Below are 20,189 nucleotides of genomic sequence, written 5' to 3' on the forward strand. Positions count from 1 at the left end.
CACCGCCGGCCCCATCGATGCCTGACACATCGTCAGCACCCCCGGGCACGGGATGGCACAGTGTCGGCGCCGCGAAACGGGCGGCCCGCCTAGACTGCCGCCGGCGGGACGGTGGACCGCGGCGGCAACGGAGCCTCCGCGCACCGGGCGGTCGGGGCGGGTCGGCCCCGGAGAGAGGTGTCTGCATCGTGAAGGTCGGAATCCCTCGCGAGGTCAAGAACCACGAATACCGCGTGGCCATCACGCCCGCGGGCGTCAACGAGTTCACCCGCAGCGGCCACCAGGTCTTCGTCGAGTCCGGCGCCGGCGTCGGGTCGAGCATCACCGACGAGGAGTTCGCCGCGGCCGGCGCGAAGATCCTGGCCACCGCCGACGAGGTGTGGGACACCGCCGAGCTGGTGCTCAAGGTCAAGGAGCCGGTCGCCGAGGAATACCACCGCATGCGCGCCGGGCAGGTGCTCTTCACCTACCTGCACCTGGCCGCGTCCAAGGCGTGCACCGACGCGCTGGTCGACCGGGGGGTCACCGGCATCGCGTACGAGACCGTGGAACTGCCCGACCGGTCGCTGCCGCTGCTCGCCCCGATGTCCGAGGTGGCCGGCCGGCTCGCCCCGCAGGTCGGCGCGTACCACCTGCAGCGGCAGGGCGGCGGGCGCGGCATCCTGATGGGCGGCGTCTCCGGCGTGTACGCGGCGAAGACCGTGGTCATCGGCGCGGGCGTGTCCGGCATGAACGCCGCCGCGATCGCGCTCGGCCTGCAGGCCGAGGTGCTGCTGCTGGACAAGAACGTGGCCCGGCTGCGCCAGGCCGACGCCATCTACCGGGGCCACCTGCAGACGGTCGCCTCCAACGCGTACGAGATCGAGCGGGCCGTGCTCGACGCGGACCTGGTCATCGGCGCGGTCCTCGTCCCCGGGGCGAAGGCCCCGACCCTGATCTCCAACGAGCTGGTCTCCCGGATGAAGCCGGGCAGCGTGCTCGTCGACATCTCCATCGACCAGGGTGGCTGCTTCGAGGACTCCCGGCCCACCACGCACGCCGAGCCGACCTACCAGGTGCACCACTCGATCTTCTACTGCGTGGCGAACATGCCCGGCGCGGTGCCGCACACCAGCACCTACGCGCTGACCAACGTGACCCTCCCGTACGCCCTGGAGCTGGCCAACCACGGCTGGCGCGCGGCCCTGCGCCGCGACCCGGCCCTGGCGCTGGGCCTGAACACCCACGACGGGCAGGTCGTCTACGGGCCGGTCGCCGAGGCGCACGGCATGCCGACCCTGCCGCTGGCCGAGGTGCTGGCCTGACCGGGCAGCGCACCGGGACACCGGACGGGGCCGGCGCGGAACCCGCGCCGGCCCTGCGCCGGGCCCTGCGCGGCTACCTCGACCACCTCACCGTCGAGCGTGGCCTGTCCGCGAACACCCTCGCCTCGTACCGCCGGGACCTGGACCGCTACCTCGCCACCCTCGCCGCCGCCGGGATCGCCGACCTCGCCACCGTCGGGGCGGGCGTCGTCGAGGCGCACCTGGCCCGGCTGCGCGCCGGCGACGACGACCACCCGCCCCTGGCGGTCTCCTCCGCCGCCCGCGCCGCGTCGGCCGTGCGCGGGCTGCACCGCTTCGCCCTGCGCGAGGGGCTGGCCGGCGCCGACCCGAGCCGCGACGTCCGGCCGCCCGCCCCGCCGCGCCGGCTGCCCCGGGCGCTCCCCGTCGACTCGGTGGTGCGACTGCTGGAGACCGCCGGCCCGGTGACCGCCACCGGCGACGGCGCGCCGCTGGCGCTGCGCGACCGGGCGCTGCTGGAGTTCCTGTACGCCACCGGCGCGCGGATCTCCGAGGCCGTCGGCGCGGCGATCGACGACCTCGACGGCCTCGACAGCGGCGAGGCGGCGGTGCTGCTGCGCGGCAAGGGCGGCCGGGCCCGCCTCGTGCCGGTCGGCGGGTACGCCGTCGAGGCGCTGCGCGCCTGGCTGGTGCGTGGCCGACCGGCCCTGGTGGCCGCCGGCCGGGGCACCCCGGCGGTGTTCGTCAACGCGCGCGGGGGCGCGCTGACCCGGCAGGGGGCGTGGACGATCCTGCGGCGGGCCGCCGAGCGGGCCGGGCTGCCGGTGGACGGGGCGAACGCTGTCTCCCCGCACACGCTGCGCCACTCGTACGCCACCCACCTGCTCGACGGCGGGGCCGACGTGCGGGTGGTGCAGGAACTGCTCGGCCACGCCTCGGTGACCACCACCCAGGTCTACACGCTGGTCACCGTGGAGCGGCTGCGCGAGGTGTACGCCACCGCCCACCCCCGCGCCCGCGGCTGACCGCGGGACGCGTCGACCGGCCCCGCCCACCGGGACCGGCCGGTCGGGGCCGACACGCCGTACCGGTGCCGAACGCCCTGCTGACCGGTGGCGTACAGTCGGCATGGCGCGGACCTTGCGGGGCGACAGGACCGGGGTGCGCCGCGGCGCCGCGAGGGACGTCGGACGGCTCCGACGCCAGGTGGTCGTCGGGAGGGGGCAACGAGGACATGGCTGGCAACGGTGACCGTGCCGAGACCTGGACGACGGAGCTCCGCGAGCAGCAGGCCACGCTCGGCGCGGACCTCGGGCCGGCGGACCCGGCGGCCTACACGATGCGCAAGCCGATCCCCGAGCCGATGCCCACCGACCGGCACGGGCCGGCCCGGATCATCGCGATGGCCAACCAGAAGGGCGGCGTCGGCAAGACCACCACCACGATCAACCTGGGCGCGGCGCTCGCGGAATACGGCCGCAAGGTGCTGCTGGTCGACTTCGACCCGCAGGGCGCCCTCTCCGTGGGCCTCGGCGTCAACCCGCACAACCTCGACCTGTCGGTCTACAACCTGCTCATGCAGGACGACGTCACCGCCGAGGACGTCCTGATCAAGACGGACGTGGCGGGGCTGCACCTGCTGCCGGCCAACATCGACCTCTCCGCCGCCGAGATACAGCTCGTCAACGAGGTCGCCCGGGAGATGGCCCTCGCCCGGGTGCTCAGGTCGATCCGCAAGGAATACGACTACATCCTCATCGACTGCCAGCCCTCCCTCGGCCTGCTGGCGATCAACGCGCTGACCGTCGCGCACGGCGTGCTCATCCCCCTGGAGTGCGAGTTCTTCAGCCTGCGGGGCGTGGCCCTGCTGCTGGACACGATCGACAAGGTGCGCGAGCGGCTCAACTTCGACCTGGAGCTGGAGGGCATCCTCGCCACCATGTACGACAGCCGCACCACCCACTGCCGGCAGGTGCTGCAGCGGGTGGTCGAGGCGTTCGGCGACAAGGTCTACCAGACGGTGATCACCAAGACGGTGAAGTTCCCCGAGTCCACGGTGGCCGGGGCGCCCATCACCACCCTCGACCCGGCGTCGTCGGGCGCCCGCAACTACCGGCAGCTCGCCCGCGAGGTGATCGCCGCGCAGGCGGAGCGGTAGGCCGGGTGGCCCGTCGTCGGCGCGCGCGTCCCCGGCCGGGGACGCACCAGCGGTCGGTGGCCGCGCCCCGCCGAGGCGGCCTTGTTGGCGCCCGGGGTGACCTCGTCGTCCGGGGCGGCCTTGTCGCCCGGGGCGGCCTTGTCGTCGCGGTGCCCGGGGCGTGGACTACGGTCGTCCGGTGACCGCGCCGCCCCTGGACCCGCCCGCCGCACCGCCGCCCCCCGTGGCCGGTTCCGGTGGCGTGGCAGGTGACGGCGCGGGCGGGGAGTCCACCGGGTTCACCGTCCGGCTGGACAACTTCACCGGCCCGTTCGACCTGCTGCTCCAGCTCATCAGCAAGCACAAGCTGGACGTCACCGAGGTCGCCCTGCACCGGGTCACCGACGAGTTCATCGCCTACCTGCGGGCTATGGGCGACCAGTGGGACCTGGACGAGACCAGCGAGTTCCTGCTGGTCGCCGCCACCCTGCTGGACCTGAAGGCGGCCCGGCTGCTGCCCACCGCCGAGGTCGAGGACGAGGAAGACCTGGCGCTGCTGGAGGCGCGGGACCTGCTCTTCGCCCGGCTGCTGCAGTACAAGGCGTTCAAGGAGGCCGCCGCGCACATCGCCGAGCTGGAGGCGGTCGGCGGCCGGCGCTACCCCCGGGCGGTGACCCTCGAGGCCCGCTACGCCGAGGCGCTGCCCGACCTGGTGCTCGGCATCGGCCCCGAGCGGCTGCTGAAGCTGGCGGTCAGGGCGATGACGCCGAAGCCGGTGCCCGAGGTGTCCATCGCGCACGTGCACCTGGTCCGGGTCAGCGTCCGGGAACACGCCGGGATCATCGCCGAGCGGCTGCGCCGGGCCGGCGTCGCCACGTTCTCCCTGCTCTGCGCCGACTGCGAGGCCACCCTGGAGGTGGTGGCCCGCTTCCTGGCGCTGCTGGAGCTGTACCGGGAGGGCCTCGTGTCCTTCGTGCAGGAACAGGCCCTGGAGGAGTTGACCGTCCGCTGGACCGGCCCCGCCGACGGCGGCACCGAGCTGCACGTCGACGAGTATGCCGGCGCCCCGTCCGAGCCGGGCACGAGCAACGACAAGGACGGCAACGGCGTGGCCGTGGACGGCGAGGCCATGGACGGCGAGGAGCAGCGCGATGAGTGACGAGGAGCGCCGGGACTCCCTGGCCGACCAGGCCGCCGCCTGGGTCCCTCCCTGGAACCGCCCCCGTCCCCCCGCCCCACCGGAACCCCTCGCCCCGCCGCCGGCCACCCGGGAAGATCTTGGAAACGAACGGCCCCTGGAGGGGCCGGATTCTTCCAAGATCTCCTTGGCGGGGGAGGCGGCGGAGGCGGGGGAGCGGAAGCAGCGGGCCTCGCGGCGCCGGGCCGCTCCCGTGCCACCGCCGGCCCCCGCGCTCAACGACGCGGAACTGCGCGGGGCGCTGGAGGCCATCCTGCTGGTGGTCGACGAGCCCGTCAGCGAGCTGACCCTGGCCCAGGTCCTCGAACAGCCCCCGGAGCGCATCGGCCCCCTGCTCGACGACATCGCGGCCGGCTACACCGCCGCCGGGCACGGCTTCGAGCTGCGCCGGGCGGCCGGCGGCTGGCGGCTCTACACCCGCCCGGAATACGCCACGTACGTCGAGCGGTTCGTGCTGGACGGGCAGTCGGTCCGGCTGACCCAGGCGGCGCTGGAGACCCTCGCCGTGGTCGCGTACCGGCAGCCGGTGACCCGTTCGCGCATCTCGGCCATCCGGGGTGTCAACTGCGACGGGGTGCTCCGTACGCTGGTCTCCCGCGGGCTGGTCGAGGAGTGCGGTGCCGAACCGGACAGCGGCGCCTTCCTCTACCGGACCACCACGATGTTCCTGGAGAAGCTGGGGCTGAACTCGGTCGACGAGTTGCCCCCGCTCGCCCCGTTCCTCCCCGACAACGTAGAAGAGCTTGCCGATGCGACGCGATGACCGTGCCCCCAAGACCGACGCGCCCGTCTTCGAGGGGGCCGAACGCCTCCAGAAGGTGCTGGCCGCCGCCGGCGTGGGATCCCGCCGCGCCTGCGAAGACCTGATCTTCCGCCGCCGGGTCACCGTCAACGGCAAGGTGGCCCAGCTCGGCGACCGGGCCGACCCGACCCGCGACGTCATCTTCGTCGACGGCGAGCGCCTCCAGGCCGACACCCGGCTGGTCTACCTCGCCCTGAACAAGCCCCGCGGGGTCGTCTCCACCATGGCGGACGAGAAGGGCCGCACCGCCCTGTCCGACTTCATCGGCCACCGGGTGGAGCAGCGGGTCTACCACGTCGGGCGGCTCGACGCCGAAAGCGAGGGCCTGCTGCTGCTCACCAATGACGGCAACCTCGCCCACCGGCTCACCCACCCGTCGTACGGGGTGCCGAAGACCTACCTGTGCGAGGTGGCCGGGCCGATCCCCCGCAACCTCGGCAAGCGGCTGGCCGCCGGCGTCGAGCTGGAGGACGGCCCCGTCACCGTCGACTCCTTCAAGGTGGTGGACACCCTGGGCAAGACCGCCCAGGTGGAGCTGACCCTGCACGAGGGGCGCAAACACATCGTCCGACGCCTGCTCGCCGAGGTCGGGCACCCGGTGTCGCGCCTCGTGCGTACCTCGATCGGGCCGATCCGCCTCGGCGACCTGCGCGCCGGTCGCACCCGGCGGCTCACCAACGCCGAGGTCGCCGCCCTGTTCAAGGCGGTGGGTGACTGACCCCGTAGGACGGGGTACCCCAACAGGTAGGCTTCCGTGACGTCCCGGACGGGACGCACGGTGGCGTGGGTCGCCACCGACGGCGTCGCGCGCGGCCCCTCGATGGGCCGCGGGCATGATTGACGACGACGACAAACCGCTCGCGACGGGCCGCCGGGCCCCGCGAGGCACGGGCTGAGGAGGATCACGGTGGAGGAAAACGTACGGGCCGGGCGCTGCGTGGTCGCTGTGGACGGGCCGTCCGGTTCGGGTAAGTCCACCGTTTCCCGGCGGCTCGCCGTGAGCCTCGGGGCCCGTTACCTGGACACCGGTGCGATGTACCGGGCGATCACCTGGGCCGTGCTGCGCTCCGGGGTCGACCTGACCGACGCCGAGTCGGTGGGCAAGGTCGCCGCCGAGGTCGACCTGCGCATCGGCACCGACCCCCAGGGGTACGCCGTGACCGCCGACGGCGTGACCGTCGACGCCGAGATCCGGGGCCCCGAGGTCACGGGCGCGGTCTCCGCCGTGTCCGCCGTACCGTCGGTGCGGGCCCTGCTGGTGGCCCGGCAGCGGGAGCTGATCGCGAAGGCCGGCCGGATCGTCGTCGAGGGCCGCGACATCGGTTCGGTCGTCGTCCCCGACGCGGACCTGAAGGTCTACCTGACCGCCTCCGAGGCCGCGCGCGCCCAGCGGCGCAGCGCGGAGGACGCCACCGACGTGGCCGCCACCGCCGCCGACCTGGCCCGCCGCGACCGGCTTGACTCGACCCGCAAGGCCGACCCGTTGCAGCAGTCCGCCGACGCGGTGGTGCTGGATACCACGGAGCTGGGCATCGACGAGGTCGTCGACCGGCTGCGCGCGCTGCTGACCGAGCGGGGCGTGGCGTGACCACGGACGAGGGCTGGGTGGAACTGCGCGAGCCGGACGCGGACACCGAGGAGCCGACCGGCCCAGTGCCGGTGGTGGCCGTCGTCGGCCGCCCCAACGTCGGCAAGTCCACCCTGGTCAACCGCATCATCGGCCGTCGGCAGGCGGTCGTCGAGGACATCCCCGGGGTGACCCGGGACCGGGTTCCCTACGACGCGCAGTGGTCCGGCCGGGCGTTCACGGTCGTCGACACGGGCGGCTGGGAGCCGGACGCGAAGGACCGCGCCGCGGCGATCGCCGCGCAGGCCGAGATCGCTGTCGCCACCGCCGACGTGGTGCTGTTCGTGGTCGACGCCATGGTCGGCTCCACCGACGTGGACGAGGCCGCCGTCAAGATGCTGCGGCGCAGCGCCAAGCCGGTCATCCTGGTGGCCAACAAGGCCGACAACACCACCATCGAGATGGAGTCGACCTCGCTGTGGTCGCTCGGCCTCGGCGAGCCGTTCCCGATCTCGGCACTGCACGGCCGGGGCTCCGGCGACCTGCTCGACAGGATCCTCCAGGCGCTGCCGGAGGCCCCGACGATCGTGGAGAACCGCCCTCGCGGCCCGCGCCGGGTGGCCCTCGTCGGTCGGCCCAACGTCGGTAAGTCCAGCCTGCTCAACCGGTTCTCCGGCGAGGAGCGGGCGGTCGTCGACTCGGTCGCCGGCACCACCGTCGACCCGGTGGACAGCCTCGTCGAGATCGGCGGGGAAACCTGGCAACTGGTCGACACCGCCGGGCTGCGCAAGCGGGTCGGCAAGGCCAGCGGCACCGAGTACTACGCCAGTCTGCGCACCGCGGGGGCGATCGAGGCCGCCGAGGTGGCCGTGGTGCTGCTCGACTCCAGCGAGCCGATCAGCGAACAGGACCAGCGGATCCTGTCCATGGTCACCGAGGCCGGTCGGGCCCTGGTCATCGCCTTCAACAAGTGGGACCTCGTCGACGGCGACCGCCGGTACTACCTGGACAAGGAGATCGAGCGCGAGCTGCGCCGCATCCCGTGGGCGCTGCGGATCAACCTGTCGGCCAAGACCGGCCGGGCGGTCGACAAGCTCGCCCCGTCGCTGCGCAAGGCCCTGGCGAGCTGGGAGACCCGGGTGCCCACGGCGCAGCTCAACTCCTGGCTGACCGCCCTGGTGCAGGCCACCCCGCACCCGGTGCGCGGCGGCCGGGCGCCGAAGATCCTCTTCGCCACCCAGGCGGGGGTCGCCCCGCCGCGGTTCGTGCTCTTCACCACCGCGCCACTGGACGCCGGCTACCAGCGGTTCGTCGAGCGCAAGCTCCGCGAGGAGTTCGGCTTCGAGGGCAGCCCGGTGGAGATCTCGGTACGCCCGCGCAAGAAGCTCGGTCCGGGCGGTCGGGGCAAGGCGCACGGCTGACGGCGTACCGCCTCCTGTCCCGCTCGCGCCCTGCCTGCTTGTCCGTTTCCCCTGATCCACCTGCCGCCGGTTGACGCCACCCTCGGCGAGCACTCCCGGCCCTGCGTAGCGGGGCCGGGCGTGTTCCCGGTGCCTTGGTGTGCCCGGCTGTGCCCATGTCTGGCGTGGCGGGCCGTCTACGTCTTCGTCCGGCTGCTGTGCCGTCTGCGTCCTCAGCTGGCTCAACGTGCCGTTCGCGTCCTTATCCCGGGTCGGCGCGGTCCTGCCTGTCCTTCGAGCCGGGCCGGGCTTGCGTCCCTGCGTCTTCGGGGATGCCCGGCCTCCACCCCGTACGCCCTTGCTCCCGCCGATGGCGCCAAACCCCTACCGCTGTGATCGTGGACAGTTGTCGTCGCGGACGAACAGCAACTGTCCGTTCAGAAGGCCCGTGACGTGGCAGGCGAGAATGCGCGGCGGGTGGCGGAGGTGCGGCGGGCGGTGGGCGGGTGGAGCGCCGGGGCCGGGCGGGAAGCATGGGCGGCCTGGCATGGACTCACGCCCAGTGAATGGTGCCCGCCCGGCCAATCTGGCGACGCCTTACGGGTGCGTGGGGCCCGAGATCCGACCAACGCCCTTCGGAGAAGCTTCCCCCTATCCTCCTAGGATGCTTTAGCGGGTGTGGGTCGGCAATCGGGGGCGGGGCCGATGCGTGCGTGCGGAAGATCGTGCGTTAAGCTGTAACGGCTGTCGCAGGGAGCAAGTGCCTCGCGGGAGCATCGGGACGTGGCGCAGCTTGGTAGCGCACTTGACTGGGGGTCAAGGGGTCGTCGGTTCGAATCCGGCCGTCCCGACACGCGAAAAGCCCTGACCAGCGGAAACACTGGTCAGGGCTTTTGCTTTCGTCTATGGAGTTTTGAACCGCCCCCCGAAAACCCCCCGATTACCCGGGGCGGCAACCAGGTTTGTCATCCATGGTCATCGTCGTGCCCCCTGGGCGTAGGGCGTCTGTTCCGGTCGGCGCCGAGGCGTTCGAGGACGTCGGAGACGTCGGGTGCTTGGACGGGCTTGGCGATGTAGTAGGTGGCGGTGACCTCCTCGCTGGAGTGCCCGAGCTGGGCTGCGGCGTTCTTGGTGCTGGTCTCTTCCTTGATGAGGGTGGCCACGGTCTTGCGGAAGGTGTGCGGGGTGACCCAGGCCAGGTCGGTGTCGGCGCGGGCCTGGCGCCACTGACGGCGGACGTTGTTGGGCGACAGCCAGGTGCCGCGTCGGGAAGCGAAGATCGCGTCGTGGGGGTTGTCGGCGGCGTCGAGCTTGCGGGTCAGGAGCATGCCGATGGCGAAGCGGGGCAGGACGACCATGCGGTAGCCGGCGTCGCTCTTGGTCCAGGGCTGTCGGAAGAAGCCCTGGCCTGTGACGAAGACCAGTGTGCCGCAGATCGTCAGGGTGGGGCGTGCGGTGGCGAGGTCCAGGTCCGCCCAACGCAGGGCGAGGATCTCACCGATGCGGGCGCCGGTGGCGAGCATGAGGTCGACGACGTCGGCCAGGTCGCCCGTGTGCCGGGGCCCGGGCTTGCCGGGGACCGGTCGCTGCCAGTCGCGGATGGCGGTGCGGACGGCCTGGAGGTGTTCGTCGGAGAGGATGACGACTGCGCGGCGAGGTTTGCGCAGTCGGCCCGTGTCGCGTACGGGGTTGGTGGGAAGTGCGCCGTGGCGCACGGCGAGGGCGAACATCTGGCTCAGGACGACCTTCGCGCCTCTGGCGGCCGAGGGGCGGTCCTTGGCGATGTCGCGTAGGAACCGATCCAGTCGCCCGACGCTGGCCTCGCGGATCCGCAGGTTGCCGAGGGCGGGCAGGATCGCCGCGCGCACGCTGGTCGCGTATCGGTGGATGGTCTGTGGTGCGATCCGTTCCTCGGTGGTGATCTCTTCGATCCATAGTTCGGCGAGTCTGCTGACGTGGGTCTCGCGGGTGATCTCGTCGTCGTTGGGGGTGGTGCGGTCACGTAGCTTGATTTTCAGCGCCCGTTCGGCGGCTGGGCCGGTGGTGTCGGTGGCCTCGATGTCGCGGGTCTTGCCGTCGTAGTCGCGGAACCGGGCTCGTGCGCGGAACCGGCGGGGTCCGAGTTTCTCGGTGCGGATCTTGCCCCAGGTTCCGATGGGCAGTTCAGGTCGGGACATGGCCTACCGCTCCGCGTCGGTGTGCTCATCGAGCCAGCGCTCGACCTCGCTGCGCCGGTAACGCAGCGTGTTGCCGACGCGGATGGCGCGGGGGCCCTTACCTCGGCTGTGCCAGGCGTAGAGGGTGTTCTTGGGCTTGCCCAGCCAGGCGGCGAGGTCATCGATGGTCAGCAGAGGGTCGGGCCGCCACTCGGGGGCGTTCGGGCCGTTCATCGCTGGCCCGGCGGATAGGCGGAACCAGGCTGCTGGCCCGGCGTGGCGTGGCCGGCCAGATGCCGGCGGCCGGTGGTGCCTGACGGCCCGGTGCCGGGGCGGGGTTGGGGGTGGGGCGGACATCGATCGGACTTCCTTTCATTGCAGCCTGACTGGGAAAGGGGGCCGGTGCCGCTGACACTGCTGTGCATGGTCGCGGCATGTGTCGGCTGTGGGTGTCTATCCATTCGTTGCGGTCCTGAGGTGTCAAGCCTGCCGCTGATGTCCGTGGAGATCCGCTCCGCCAATTGTGGAATATCGAGCGGAGTCGCATCAGGACTGAACGTGAATGAGCGTGCTGGGAAGGTTGGCCTCAGTCGACTCTTCTGGTGGAGATTGAGGGTTCGGTGGTTCTGATGTGTTCCCATAGTGGGGTGGCCTTTCGGAAGATTGGCAAAGTGGAGGTTCGGGTTGGTGCCGGCCTCGATGCGTAGCTCTTCGAGTGACGCGGTGTCGGCCAGTGCGCCGTGAGAGGCTGTCGAGACAGCGATGCGGTACGGGATGGAGCGCCGTGCGTTGCTGGCAGCCCTCGGGTCGGAGCGGTGAGCTGCCGCGTGCCGTGGCTCTTGTCGTTGGCGCGTAGGCCAAGACCTGGCTCGGCTCGGTGACTGCTGAATGGGGAGTGGACTACTGGTGGTTCTCCGCACTGCGCGGAATGTTCGAGTGTGGACAGGACGGCCGACCCGGTGCGGGCCTCAATGGCCCTGTGCTGAGTGCTGGCCGATCAGCTTTTGGCCATTGGATCCTCCTTCGGGGCAGGCGGAGATAGCCCGACGTCTGCGCCATGAGGACTGGCTCGGTTGGCGGGCTGAGAAATGCAGAAAGCCCGCCGACTGCTCGACGGGCTTGGCGATATGGTGACTGGCTCGACAATGAGCCTGTACGTGCGGCTTCGTGCCTGGAGATGCGTCCGGGGCAGCGGGGCGCGTCCCTTCTTAGCTACCGCCTTCTGATCGGCGGCCGGACGAGTCACCTTGAAAGAGCGGAAATCCCGCGCCAATCACGGACCTGAGCCGTGGCTTTTGTCTGCTTTCGGCGACTGTTCAGCCGTCAGAGTGACCGGTGAGGCGGTGTAGCGCTGACCGGACGTCGGGGAAGGCCAGTTGCAGGGTGTTAGTCGTGAGGCGGATGCCCCACCAGGTGAGGGCGATGAGGTAGCCGGCGATGAGGGCGCTGTTGGTGTTGTAGGTGAAGACGAGGGCGTAGCCGATGGCCAGGCCGGGTGCGGTGATGGTGCGGGCCAGTCGGGTGCGGGTGGCGGTGAGGCCGGTGGCGGTGCCGAGGAGGGCTGCTCCGAGGCTGCCCACGAGGCCGGGCATGCCGGTGAGGTCGACGGGGGTGGTGATGGTGAGGGCGGCGCGCATGAGGAAGATGCCGGCGGTTGCGGTGACGGTGTGGGTGATGGCGGGGCGGGTCATGGCGAGCCAGGTGGGTAATGCGTCGGCGGGGATGCGGGGTGCGGTGGCGGCGATGAGGGTGGCGCAGAGCGCGAGGGGGAGAGCGGTGCCCAGGGTCCATTTCAGGTAGGGGGTGTAGTCGAGCCCGACGGCGGTGCCGGTGGCGAGGCCGTAGAGGGCGGCGGTAATGGTGCCGCCGACGGCGGCGGTGAGATATCCGCGTCGGATGAGGCTGCCTGTGGTGGGTTCGGGTGTGGGCGTGGTGGGTGTTCCGGCGAGCCAGGTGGTGGGTGCCAGGTGTGCCACGGCGAAGGCGGTGAGCATGGCGAGCGCGCCGGCGGTGCCGAGTTGCGGTAGTGAGATGCGGGCTTCGACCACCCTGGTGAAGAGGGTGGTGATGTCGGCGGTGAGGACGGCTTGCAGCAGCAGGGCCAGGGAGCATGCGCCGATGAGGAGGGCGCCGGTGAGGTCGCTGATGCGCAGCCGGACGCGGGGGAGTTGGGCGGCAGCGGCCCGGGGTCCGGGTTGGTGGGTGGTGGTGAGGGTCAGGGCTCCGTCGGCGAGGGCGTGGGAGTGGTCGACGATGGTGGGGGTGACGCGGGTCGCTGCGGCGAGGCGGTCGGTCAGTGCGGGCACGCCGGGCGCTGGCCTCACGATGACAGCGGTGAGGTTTTCGGTGTCGACGTCGGCCGCGTCGAGGAGGTGGGCGACTGCGTCGGGCATCTGGTCGAGGAGGGGCTGGGTGGCGGTGGTGATGTCGTCGCGGGTGATGACCGCAGGGTGGTGGGGTGTGGGGAGCATGATCGGCGCCCGCTCCTGCTGGACGAGTTGGTGCCGGGCGGTGCGGATGGACTCCCGGAGAGCGCCGTGGTCCTGCGCTGTGATTGTGTCGGTGTGGTCGCCGACTGCTCGGAGCGGGTCGTGGCCGGTGGTCGCGGTGGCTACGACGTGTCGTGCGATGAGGTCGTCGAGGTCGTGTGGGCCGTGGAGTTGCTGTGTTGCCAGCTCGCGGTAGCCGTCGCTGACCGTCTGCAGGACGGTGAGAGTGGGTGGATGGTGGTCGGCCTGGCAGACGAGTACGCAGGAGTTCTCGGGTGTGGTGAGGCCGAGTGTCGTGGTGTAGGTGGCCAGGGCAGCGGGTGCGGTGACCAGGGCCGGCGGTGGTAGTCCCGCTCGGGCCGCTGCTTTGCTGAGGTGTGTGCGGCGGCGTGGTCCCCAGGCCGGTGGGATGGTCACGGTGAGGTCGGTGATCGGCTGGCCGACCTGGTGGGTGGCGTGGTTGCTGACGTGCCGCAGGACTGCAGCGAGGACATCCACGGGATTGGGCTGTGCCGGATCGGGAGCCTGGGCAGGGCTGGCGAGGTGGTCGGCCGGGTGTTTGACGAACCGATGGTCTGCGGGCAGCGACCGCGCGGCGGCGGCGTCGACACCGACGTAGAGGTCACCGGCGGGGCCCACGGCGACGCCCGGCGGCATGACGAGTCGACCGTCGATGAGGATGGGAACCCGGGTGCCCTGCCGGCTGACCGTGGCGGCGATGGCCGAGGAGCTGAGGTCGATCGACAACCTGGCGTCCCCGTTGACCATGAGAGGCAGTCTCACCCGTGGTGGCGAGGCATTGTCAACCGTGATCCTCTCCCATGATCCCCGGTGCGCGAATGATGAGAATCCTTCCGGCTGGGATGGCCGGAAACGCTGATCCTCGTGTATGGGAAGAGATTGACGATCAGCCGCAGGGAGGGGCAGGTGCCGCAGATGTCCCCGGACCGAGGCGACAGACTGGCCGAATACGGTGCGCGGGCCACCGTCCATCCTCCCCACGACCCGCCCCGACGCCGTAGGCCGCTGTCCCGTTCCCTGACCAGCGCCGCCCGCGTCGCTATCGGTGCCGGATTCTTCCTGGCGGGAGTACCGGCGCTGTTGTGGGTCGTCGGCGGCAACCCGCTGCGACGGCTACCGGCGTGGTCGCAGATCCCGGACTGGTTCGAACGGTCCAGCGGACGGTTCACCCCGGATGTCCTCATCGGCGCGGCCCTCTGGGCGATGTGGCTGCTGTGGGGCGTCTTCGCGCTGCTCCTGCTCGCCGAGATCCTCGCCGGGCTGACCCGGTGGCGCGTTCCCGCGCTCAGGCTGCCGGCCCCGCTGCACCGGCTCGTGTTCGGCCTGGCCGGCACTGCCGCGCTCGCCGTCACCTCCGCCGGCCCGCTCGGCCGCGTGGCGAACCCGGACCCGCCGTCCACGCCCGTCGCCGCCGCAGAGCACGCCGATGTTCCCCGGCAGGCCGCCGCCCGTGGACCCGCCATCATCCTGGTCGCCGAGCAGCGCTACCTGTACACGGTCGAGCGGCACGACACCCTGTCCAAGGTCGCCAAAGACTGGCTCGGCGACGCCAACCGGTGGCCGCAGATCTGCAGCCTGAACAAGCACCGCCACTTTCCCGGCGTCGGCGGCACCCTGCGCGACTGCGACCTCATCTACCCCGGCTGGGAACTGCGCCTGCCCGCCGACGCCCGCCCACCACACACCGCCACGCCCGCCAGACCACCCAAGCCGCCACCGGCGACGCCGTCCCGACCTACGACGCCATCGGCATCGCCGAGTGCCGACCCGGACAGGCCGGACGCCACCACACCACCGCCGACCACCGAGGGACCGGCAGCCGTCCCCAGCGCCACACCCTCGGCCGCAGCGAGTACGTCCGCCTCAACGCCGACCACATCCTCGACGACTGCCGACCTCACCTCGTCGCCGGTCACGCCGACAAACCCCGACACCCACAACCCGGCGGTGGCAACCGATCAGGACGGAGTGCAGCTGCCGGGAGGCGACTGGCTGCCCTGGTCGCTCGCCGTTGCGATCAGCGCCGCCGCCACTCTGGTCTGGCTCCAACGCCGACGCCGCTACACCGGTGAACCCGACACCGATCCACCCGCCGAACTCCCGCCGCCCGTGGTGCAGGTACGCCGCGCCGTGACTGCCCGCCACCCCGGACCCCCGAACCCGGGCGCCGACGATAACGAGCCGTCGACGCTCGTACCCGAACTCGCGTCGCTACCGACCGGCGGAAACGGCATCGTCGGCGACGGTGCGCACGCCGTAGCCCGCGCCGCTCTCGTCGCGGCCCTGGCCACCGGCAACCCACACCACCCCAATGCCCGTGGCGAAGTCATCATCGACACCGCCACCCTGGCCACCCTCCTGGGCCCCGACGCCACCGCCCTCGCACCATGGCCACGGTTGCACACCACCGCAGACCTCGACGACGCGCTCACCGCGGTCGAGGCCCGACTCCTGCGCCGCAGCCGCATCCTCGACGAACACACGCTGACCGACCTGGACACCCCACGCCAACAGGCCCCCGACAAGGAACCCCTGCCGCCGGTCGTGCTCATTACCAGGGCTCCGTCCGCGGCCACCTCCACCCGGGCCGCGACCGTGCTCACCCTCGGCGGCAACCTCAACGTGTCCGCCGTGCTGCTCGGCGAATGGACGCCCGGCACCACCATCGACGTCACCTCAGACGGCCACACCACGCTCGCCTCCGGATCGGCGACCGAGCCGATCCCGCCGCGCCTGCCCGTACTCGGCACCCACACCGCCCTCGGGATCCTCACGACCCTGCGCGAGGCCCACATCGGTGAACCCACCACATTCCCGTCATCCGCCGAGCCGGTCCCGACGGTCCCACTGCAGGCCAGCCGAACCGAGACCACGTCTGTCGACCGTCCCGCACCGATAACCGCAGCCGCCGAAACCGACACCATCGGCAAGGCGCGGCTGCGGGTCCTCGGACCGCCGCGGATCGACGACATCACCCACCCCGGCCGACCGCTGCGCGCCAAGGCCCTCGAACTCGCCGTGTTCCTGGCCTGCCACCCCGACGGAGTCACCACCCGCGAGATCGGCGAGTACCTCGAACCCGACGCCCGTATCAGCCAAGCCGACCAGCGCGTCCACACGAACGTCAGCAACCTCCGACACGTCCTCGCCCGTGCCGCCACCCCCAACACGAAGAACGCCTACGTCGTCAAGAGCGCCGGACGTTACCGGCTCGACCCCACCACCGTCGACATCGACGTCTGGACCCTGCGGGACCTCATGCGCACCGCCACCATCGCCACCGGCCCACGCCGCCGCGAACTGCTCACCACCGCCTGCGACCTCTACACCGCACCCCTGGCGGACAGCCAAGACTACGAATGGCTCCCACCCCACCGGGAAACCGTGCGCCGCTGGGCAACCGAGGCCCACCTCCTACTCGCCGACGACCTCATCCACACAGACCCACAGGCCGCATCCGACCTGCTCGACAGGGCCATCGCACTGGACCGCTACAACGAGGCCCTCTACACCCGCGCCATGCACGCCCGCCACGCCCTCAGCGACACCGACGGCATCCGAATCCTTTTCCGTGCCCTGACCACAGCACTGACCGACCTTGACGCCGAACCCCAGGAAGCCACCATCACCCTCGCCAACAGGCTCCGGAGCAACCTCGCTGGCAAGTGAGCACCACCGGGAGCGGAACCGCCCTAGGTAGGGCGGTGCTACATCGAAAGGGCGGCATCGGCCACTAGGCCCCCCGCAGTTTCCAGGCCAGAGCCCGCTCGCCGTCGTCCCGACCTCGGATCTACCTAAGTAGACAGCATCCCGCTACCTAGGTAGAGTTTGCCTATGACTACGGGACCACGCCTCACCGCGCAGACGGTGGCGGTGGTACGCGCGCTGCTGACCGAGCCGACAAAGGCTCGCTGGGGGCGCGACATCGCCGCCGAGACGGGACTGAAGTCTGGCAGCCTGCACCCGATCCTGGCCCGCCTGGAACAGGCGGGGTGGGTGGAGAGCTACTGGGAGGACCCAGCTGAGCATGAGGAGGCCGGCCGGCCCCGCCGCCGCTACTACCGATTCACTCCTGACGGAGCTGTAACGGCGCGCCTCGCGCTCGCCGAAGCCAGCCAGTCCGCCGCTCGCACCCCCGCGCTCAGCAGGCTGCGCCCGCAGCCGGGTTGCCAGTGAGGACGGAAACCGAGATGGCATTCAGCAGCAACCGCGAAGACTGCTCACTCGGAGCGCTTGCCGACAACCTACCGCCGGTTGTCGACGGCCCCAGCGCTGTCGGTGTCGTCGCTTCCCGCAAGCGCCCCACCCTCATCGAGGTCGTCTTCCTCTTCGCCGGCGTCGTCACCTGCGTCTATGACATCGCGCTCCTCCGCACCATCGGCTTCTTTGTCACCACCATCACCACCGGCTTCTATGCCACCACCGCCATCGGCTTTGCCCCCACCACCGCCCACTCTGCCACCGCCACCGACCTCCGCTTCGCCGTTATCAGCAACGCCGCTCTCGCCGTTCTTGGCGGCTTTACCGTCGCCGGCCCGAGGCGTATTGCAGGAGCTGGCATCGCGATGCTGTTGCGCGGCGCGGCGGGGTTATTGCCGGGGTCGGCGGTGTCCCGGTACCGCGAGGAGTGGACGGGGGAGCTGTACGACCTGGGTTCCGAGGGTGCGCCGTGGTGGAGTCGCGTCGGGTACATCCTCGGGATCCTGCTGTTCAGCGCGCCGAGGCTGGCGGTCGGGTTGCGTCTGAGAGGGGAGCGGTCCCGTGCCTGAGTGGGTTCCGGTCACGCTCGTGTTGGTCTACGCCGGCATGGTGGTCCTGATGGCCTTGGCCAGTGTGTTCAGCGAGACCGAGCCCCGCCGCGACGCCGCCTACAAGGTGCTGCGGGTGATGCTGCCCTGGGGTGCGGTCAGCGTGGCCGCGCACGCGATCGTCAGCTACGCCATCACGGGTATGTAGCGCGCCGATCCGCGAGGGTGCGCGCCAGCCCGGCGTGCACCCTCGCGGACCTGGTCCGGTGGGTGATTCCGCAGAATCGCTCCGGCCTCAAGATCACGCGGTCATGCCTCCATGACTGATCTTATCGAGGTATGGAGATGTCGGACCCGGATCGTGTCCGGCGTGCGATGTACGGCACCGCGCGGGTCGTTGCACTCGTACGCCTGGCAGTGCGGCACGGTCCGCTGGACCGACAGCGCCTGGTGTGCGATGTCTGCCTTCGGACTCTGGACTGTCCGATGTGGTTCGGGTGGCGATGGTGGCTGATGATGTGGTCATGGGTTCGCGACGCTGGGTGGTCATCGGGGTGGGTGGGGTGGTCGCTGCCGGGTTGGTGGTGGCGGCGGTGGTGTTTGGTTTGCAGGGGGTGGAGGTGGCCAGTTGGCTGGCCGGGGCCGCGGGCTTCGTGGTCGCGGTGGCCGCCCTCGTGCTGGCCCCTTCGGGAGGCCCGGCTGCGGCACCGACGCCGCCCGCTGCGGTGACACCGCCGGCGGCGGGGCCGGGGTCGGTCACCGTGCGGGGTGATCTCACGGGGATCGCCTCGACGGGCGACAACGCGACGAACACCCAGCACCGGTGAGGTGGTTTCGACGCGGCCGGGTTGCCCCTTTGCCCGTTGATCCCGCGCCGCTGACGCCGGTGGGTGATCCCGCTGTGCCGAGCGGGTCGGGCTCGATTACGGCGGGCAGCGTTCCCGGTATCGCCTCCACGGGCCCCCATGCGACCAATACCCAGCACGTGACGGTGGTGCCGGCGGAGGGGTTGGTCGCTCCGGAAGATGTGCCTGCACCGGCTGGGCTGGTGAACCTGCCGGTGCGGCTGCGGCTGTTCGTGGGTCGTGAGGATGCGCTGGGCTGGCTGGACTCGGCGGCTCAGGATCCGGGTGTGGTGGTCGTGCAGGCGGTCCACGGGCTCGGCGGTATCGGTAAGAGCACCCTGGTCGCACGGTGGGCGGCAACCCACCGCGACCAGCACCGCCCGATCTGGTGGATCACCGCGGACAGTCCCGCCGCTCTCGACGCCGGCCTGGTCGCCCTGACCGTCGCGCTGCAACCAGCCCTCGCGGCTCTGCCGTCACCGTCCCTGCGGGAATGGGCCGTACGCTGGCTGGCCTGCCACGACGGATGGCTGCTCATCCTGGACAACGTCACCGATCCCGCCCACATCGCCGATCTGGTGGGCCGGCTGCCCGGGGGGCGGATCCTGGTGACCAGCCGTCGCGCCACCGGCTGGCCCGACATCGTGACCCCGCTGCGCCTGGACGTCCTCGAACCCGGCCAGGCGGTCGCCCTGCTCACCGCGATCGTGTCCCAGGGCGGCGGTGTCATCGACCCCGCAGGCGCTGCCGCCCTGTGCGTCGAGTTGGGCCATCTGCCGCTGGCGGTGGAACAGGCCGGCGCCTACCTGGCCCAGACCCGGACCAGCGTCGGTGACTATCTGCGGCTGCTCGCGCAGCATCCCGCCGCCATGTATCGCGACGGTGAGGAAGGCCGGGCTGCCGAACGGACGATCGCCCGGGTCTGGCAGGTCACCCTCGACGCCCTCGCTGACGATCCTCTGCCCGGACGGCTGCTGCGGGCCCTGGCCTGGTACGCGCCGGAAGCCGTCCCCCGCAGCCTGTGGCACCACCTCGGCGACGGCGCGGGGGAACCGGCGGTGACGCGGGCGGTCGGCCGGCTGGCCGCGTACAACATGCTCAGCATCGACCCCGCCACCCGGGCCGTCACCGTGCACCGGCTCGTCCAGGCCGTCGCCCGCACACCCGACCCCGACGACCCGCACCGCCAACCCGACGACATCACCACCGCCCGCACCGCCGCCACGATCGCCCTGACCACCGCGCTGCCCGACGACTGGCGCGACCCCACCACCTGGCCGACGTGGCGCACCCTGGTGCCCCACGTCGACGTGCTCGTCTCCCAGACCAGAGCACACGCCACCGACAGCGACCGCGTAGCCCAGGCCCACCTGCTCAACGCGACCAGCCTGTTCCTGCTCGACCAGGGAAACCTCCCTCACGCCATCGCCTACCTTAAGCAGGCCCTTGCCGATCGACGGCGGGTGCTCGGCAACGACCACCCCGACACGCTGGCCTCGGTCAACAACCTCGCCGGCGCCTACGACTCGGCGGGGGACTTGGG

Annotated in this window: 17 protein-coding genes and 1 tRNA gene; 15 read left to right on the forward strand and 3 right to left on the reverse strand. The window is 71.4% G+C overall.

Features of this window, described 5'->3' with window-relative positions:
* The first annotated feature begins 188 nt into the window (after positions 1-188).
* The 9 genes from ald to GA0070558_RS27625 all read left to right on the forward strand — a co-directional run bounded on the left by ald (position 189) and on the right by GA0070558_RS27625 (position 9,238).
* Complete coding sequence (ald, locus tag GA0070558_RS27585; protein ID WP_091284908.1) at positions 189-1,304, forward strand: alanine dehydrogenase; 1,116 nt, start codon at positions 189-191, stop codon at positions 1,302-1,304.
* Entirely contained in the window at positions 1,301-2,308 is a 1,008-nt protein-coding gene (locus GA0070558_RS27590; RefSeq protein ID WP_091285023.1) for a site-specific tyrosine recombinase XerD, read from the forward strand. The genes ald and GA0070558_RS27590 overlap by 4 nt, the downstream gene beginning before the upstream one ends.
* A gap of 209 nt (positions 2,309-2,517) precedes the next feature.
* The gene (locus GA0070558_RS27595; RefSeq protein WP_043968099.1) at positions 2,518-3,441 is read left to right on the forward strand and encodes a ParA family protein; all 924 of its coding nucleotides are present in this window, start codon (positions 2,518-2,520) and stop codon (positions 3,439-3,441) included.
* A gap of 178 nt (positions 3,442-3,619) precedes the next feature.
* Positions 3,620-4,579, forward strand: a complete 960-nt coding sequence (locus GA0070558_RS27600) for a segregation and condensation protein A (protein ID WP_439709643.1) — start codon at positions 3,620-3,622, stop codon at positions 4,577-4,579.
* Positions 4,572-5,381 (forward strand): SMC-Scp complex subunit ScpB, encoded by an 810-nt coding sequence (gene scpB, locus GA0070558_RS27605; protein ID WP_091284910.1) that lies wholly within the window; start codon positions 4,572-4,574, stop codon positions 5,379-5,381. The genes GA0070558_RS27600 and scpB overlap by 8 nt, the downstream gene beginning before the upstream one ends.
* Positions 5,368-6,138 (forward strand): pseudouridine synthase, encoded by a 771-nt coding sequence (locus tag GA0070558_RS27610; RefSeq protein WP_077939461.1) that lies wholly within the window; start codon positions 5,368-5,370, stop codon positions 6,136-6,138. Before scpB ends, GA0070558_RS27610 begins: the two co-directional genes overlap by 14 nt.
* Positions 6,139-6,327: 189 nt before the next feature.
* The gene (cmk, locus tag GA0070558_RS27615; protein WP_091284912.1) at positions 6,328-7,008 is read left to right on the forward strand and encodes a (d)CMP kinase; all 681 of its coding nucleotides are present in this window, start codon (positions 6,328-6,330) and stop codon (positions 7,006-7,008) included.
* Positions 7,005-8,408 (forward strand): ribosome biogenesis GTPase Der, encoded by a 1,404-nt coding sequence (gene der, locus GA0070558_RS27620; RefSeq protein WP_077939463.1) that lies wholly within the window; start codon positions 7,005-7,007, stop codon positions 8,406-8,408. Before cmk ends, der begins: the two co-directional genes overlap by 4 nt.
* A gap of 756 nt (positions 8,409-9,164) precedes the next feature.
* Positions 9,165-9,238: transfer RNA gene (locus tag GA0070558_RS27625), tRNA-Pro, on the forward strand.
* A gap of 114 nt (positions 9,239-9,352) precedes the next feature.
* Here the strand turns inward: GA0070558_RS27625 and GA0070558_RS27630 are convergent.
* From GA0070558_RS27630 to GA0070558_RS33605, 3 genes are all read right to left on the reverse strand, one after another.
* The gene (locus tag GA0070558_RS27630) at positions 9,353-10,564 is read right to left on the reverse strand and encodes a tyrosine-type recombinase/integrase (protein WP_091284914.1); all 1,212 of its coding nucleotides are present in this window, start codon (positions 10,562-10,564) and stop codon (positions 9,353-9,355) included.
* A gap of 3 nt (positions 10,565-10,567) precedes the next feature.
* Complete coding sequence (locus GA0070558_RS27635) at positions 10,568-10,777, reverse strand: helix-turn-helix transcriptional regulator (RefSeq protein ID WP_074479352.1); 210 nt, start codon at positions 10,775-10,777, stop codon at positions 10,568-10,570.
* A gap of 1,082 nt (positions 10,778-11,859) precedes the next feature.
* A complete protein-coding gene (locus GA0070558_RS33605) occupies positions 11,860-13,800 on the reverse strand; it encodes an Hsp70 family protein (protein WP_176734401.1) in 1,941 nt (646 codons plus the stop codon).
* Positions 13,801-14,367: 567 nt separating this feature from the next.
* Here GA0070558_RS33605 and GA0070558_RS27645 point away from each other — a divergent pair.
* The 6 genes from GA0070558_RS27645 to GA0070558_RS33610 form a co-directional block, all read left to right on the forward strand.
* A complete protein-coding gene (locus GA0070558_RS27645) occupies positions 14,368-16,722 on the forward strand; it encodes an AfsR/SARP family transcriptional regulator (protein WP_256092155.1) in 2,355 nt (784 codons plus the stop codon).
* A gap of 165 nt (positions 16,723-16,887) precedes the next feature.
* Complete coding sequence (locus GA0070558_RS27650; protein ID WP_091284918.1) at positions 16,888-17,229, forward strand: PadR family transcriptional regulator; 342 nt, start codon at positions 16,888-16,890, stop codon at positions 17,227-17,229.
* A gap of 14 nt (positions 17,230-17,243) precedes the next feature.
* Positions 17,244-17,822: a hypothetical protein gene (locus GA0070558_RS27655; RefSeq protein WP_091284920.1), complete on the forward strand. Its 579-nt coding sequence runs from the start codon at positions 17,244-17,246 to the stop codon at positions 17,820-17,822.
* Positions 17,815-18,009 carry a hypothetical protein gene (locus GA0070558_RS27660; protein WP_091284922.1) on the forward strand — a complete coding sequence of 65 codons (195 nt, stop codon included), beginning with the start codon at positions 17,815-17,817 and terminating at the stop codon, positions 18,007-18,009. Before GA0070558_RS27655 ends, GA0070558_RS27660 begins: the two co-directional genes overlap by 8 nt.
* 316 nt (positions 18,010-18,325) lie before the next feature.
* Entirely contained in the window at positions 18,326-18,628 is a 303-nt protein-coding gene (locus GA0070558_RS27665) for a hypothetical protein (protein ID WP_091285026.1), read from the forward strand.
* A gap of 221 nt (positions 18,629-18,849) precedes the next feature.
* The coding region (locus GA0070558_RS33610) for a tetratricopeptide repeat protein (protein ID WP_176734402.1) at positions 18,850-20,189 on the forward strand (1,340 nt) is incomplete at its 3' end.

It is taken from the genome of Micromonospora haikouensis, from assembly GCF_900091595.1.
Taxonomy (GTDB): domain Bacteria; phylum Actinomycetota; class Actinomycetes; order Mycobacteriales; family Micromonosporaceae; genus Micromonospora; species Micromonospora haikouensis.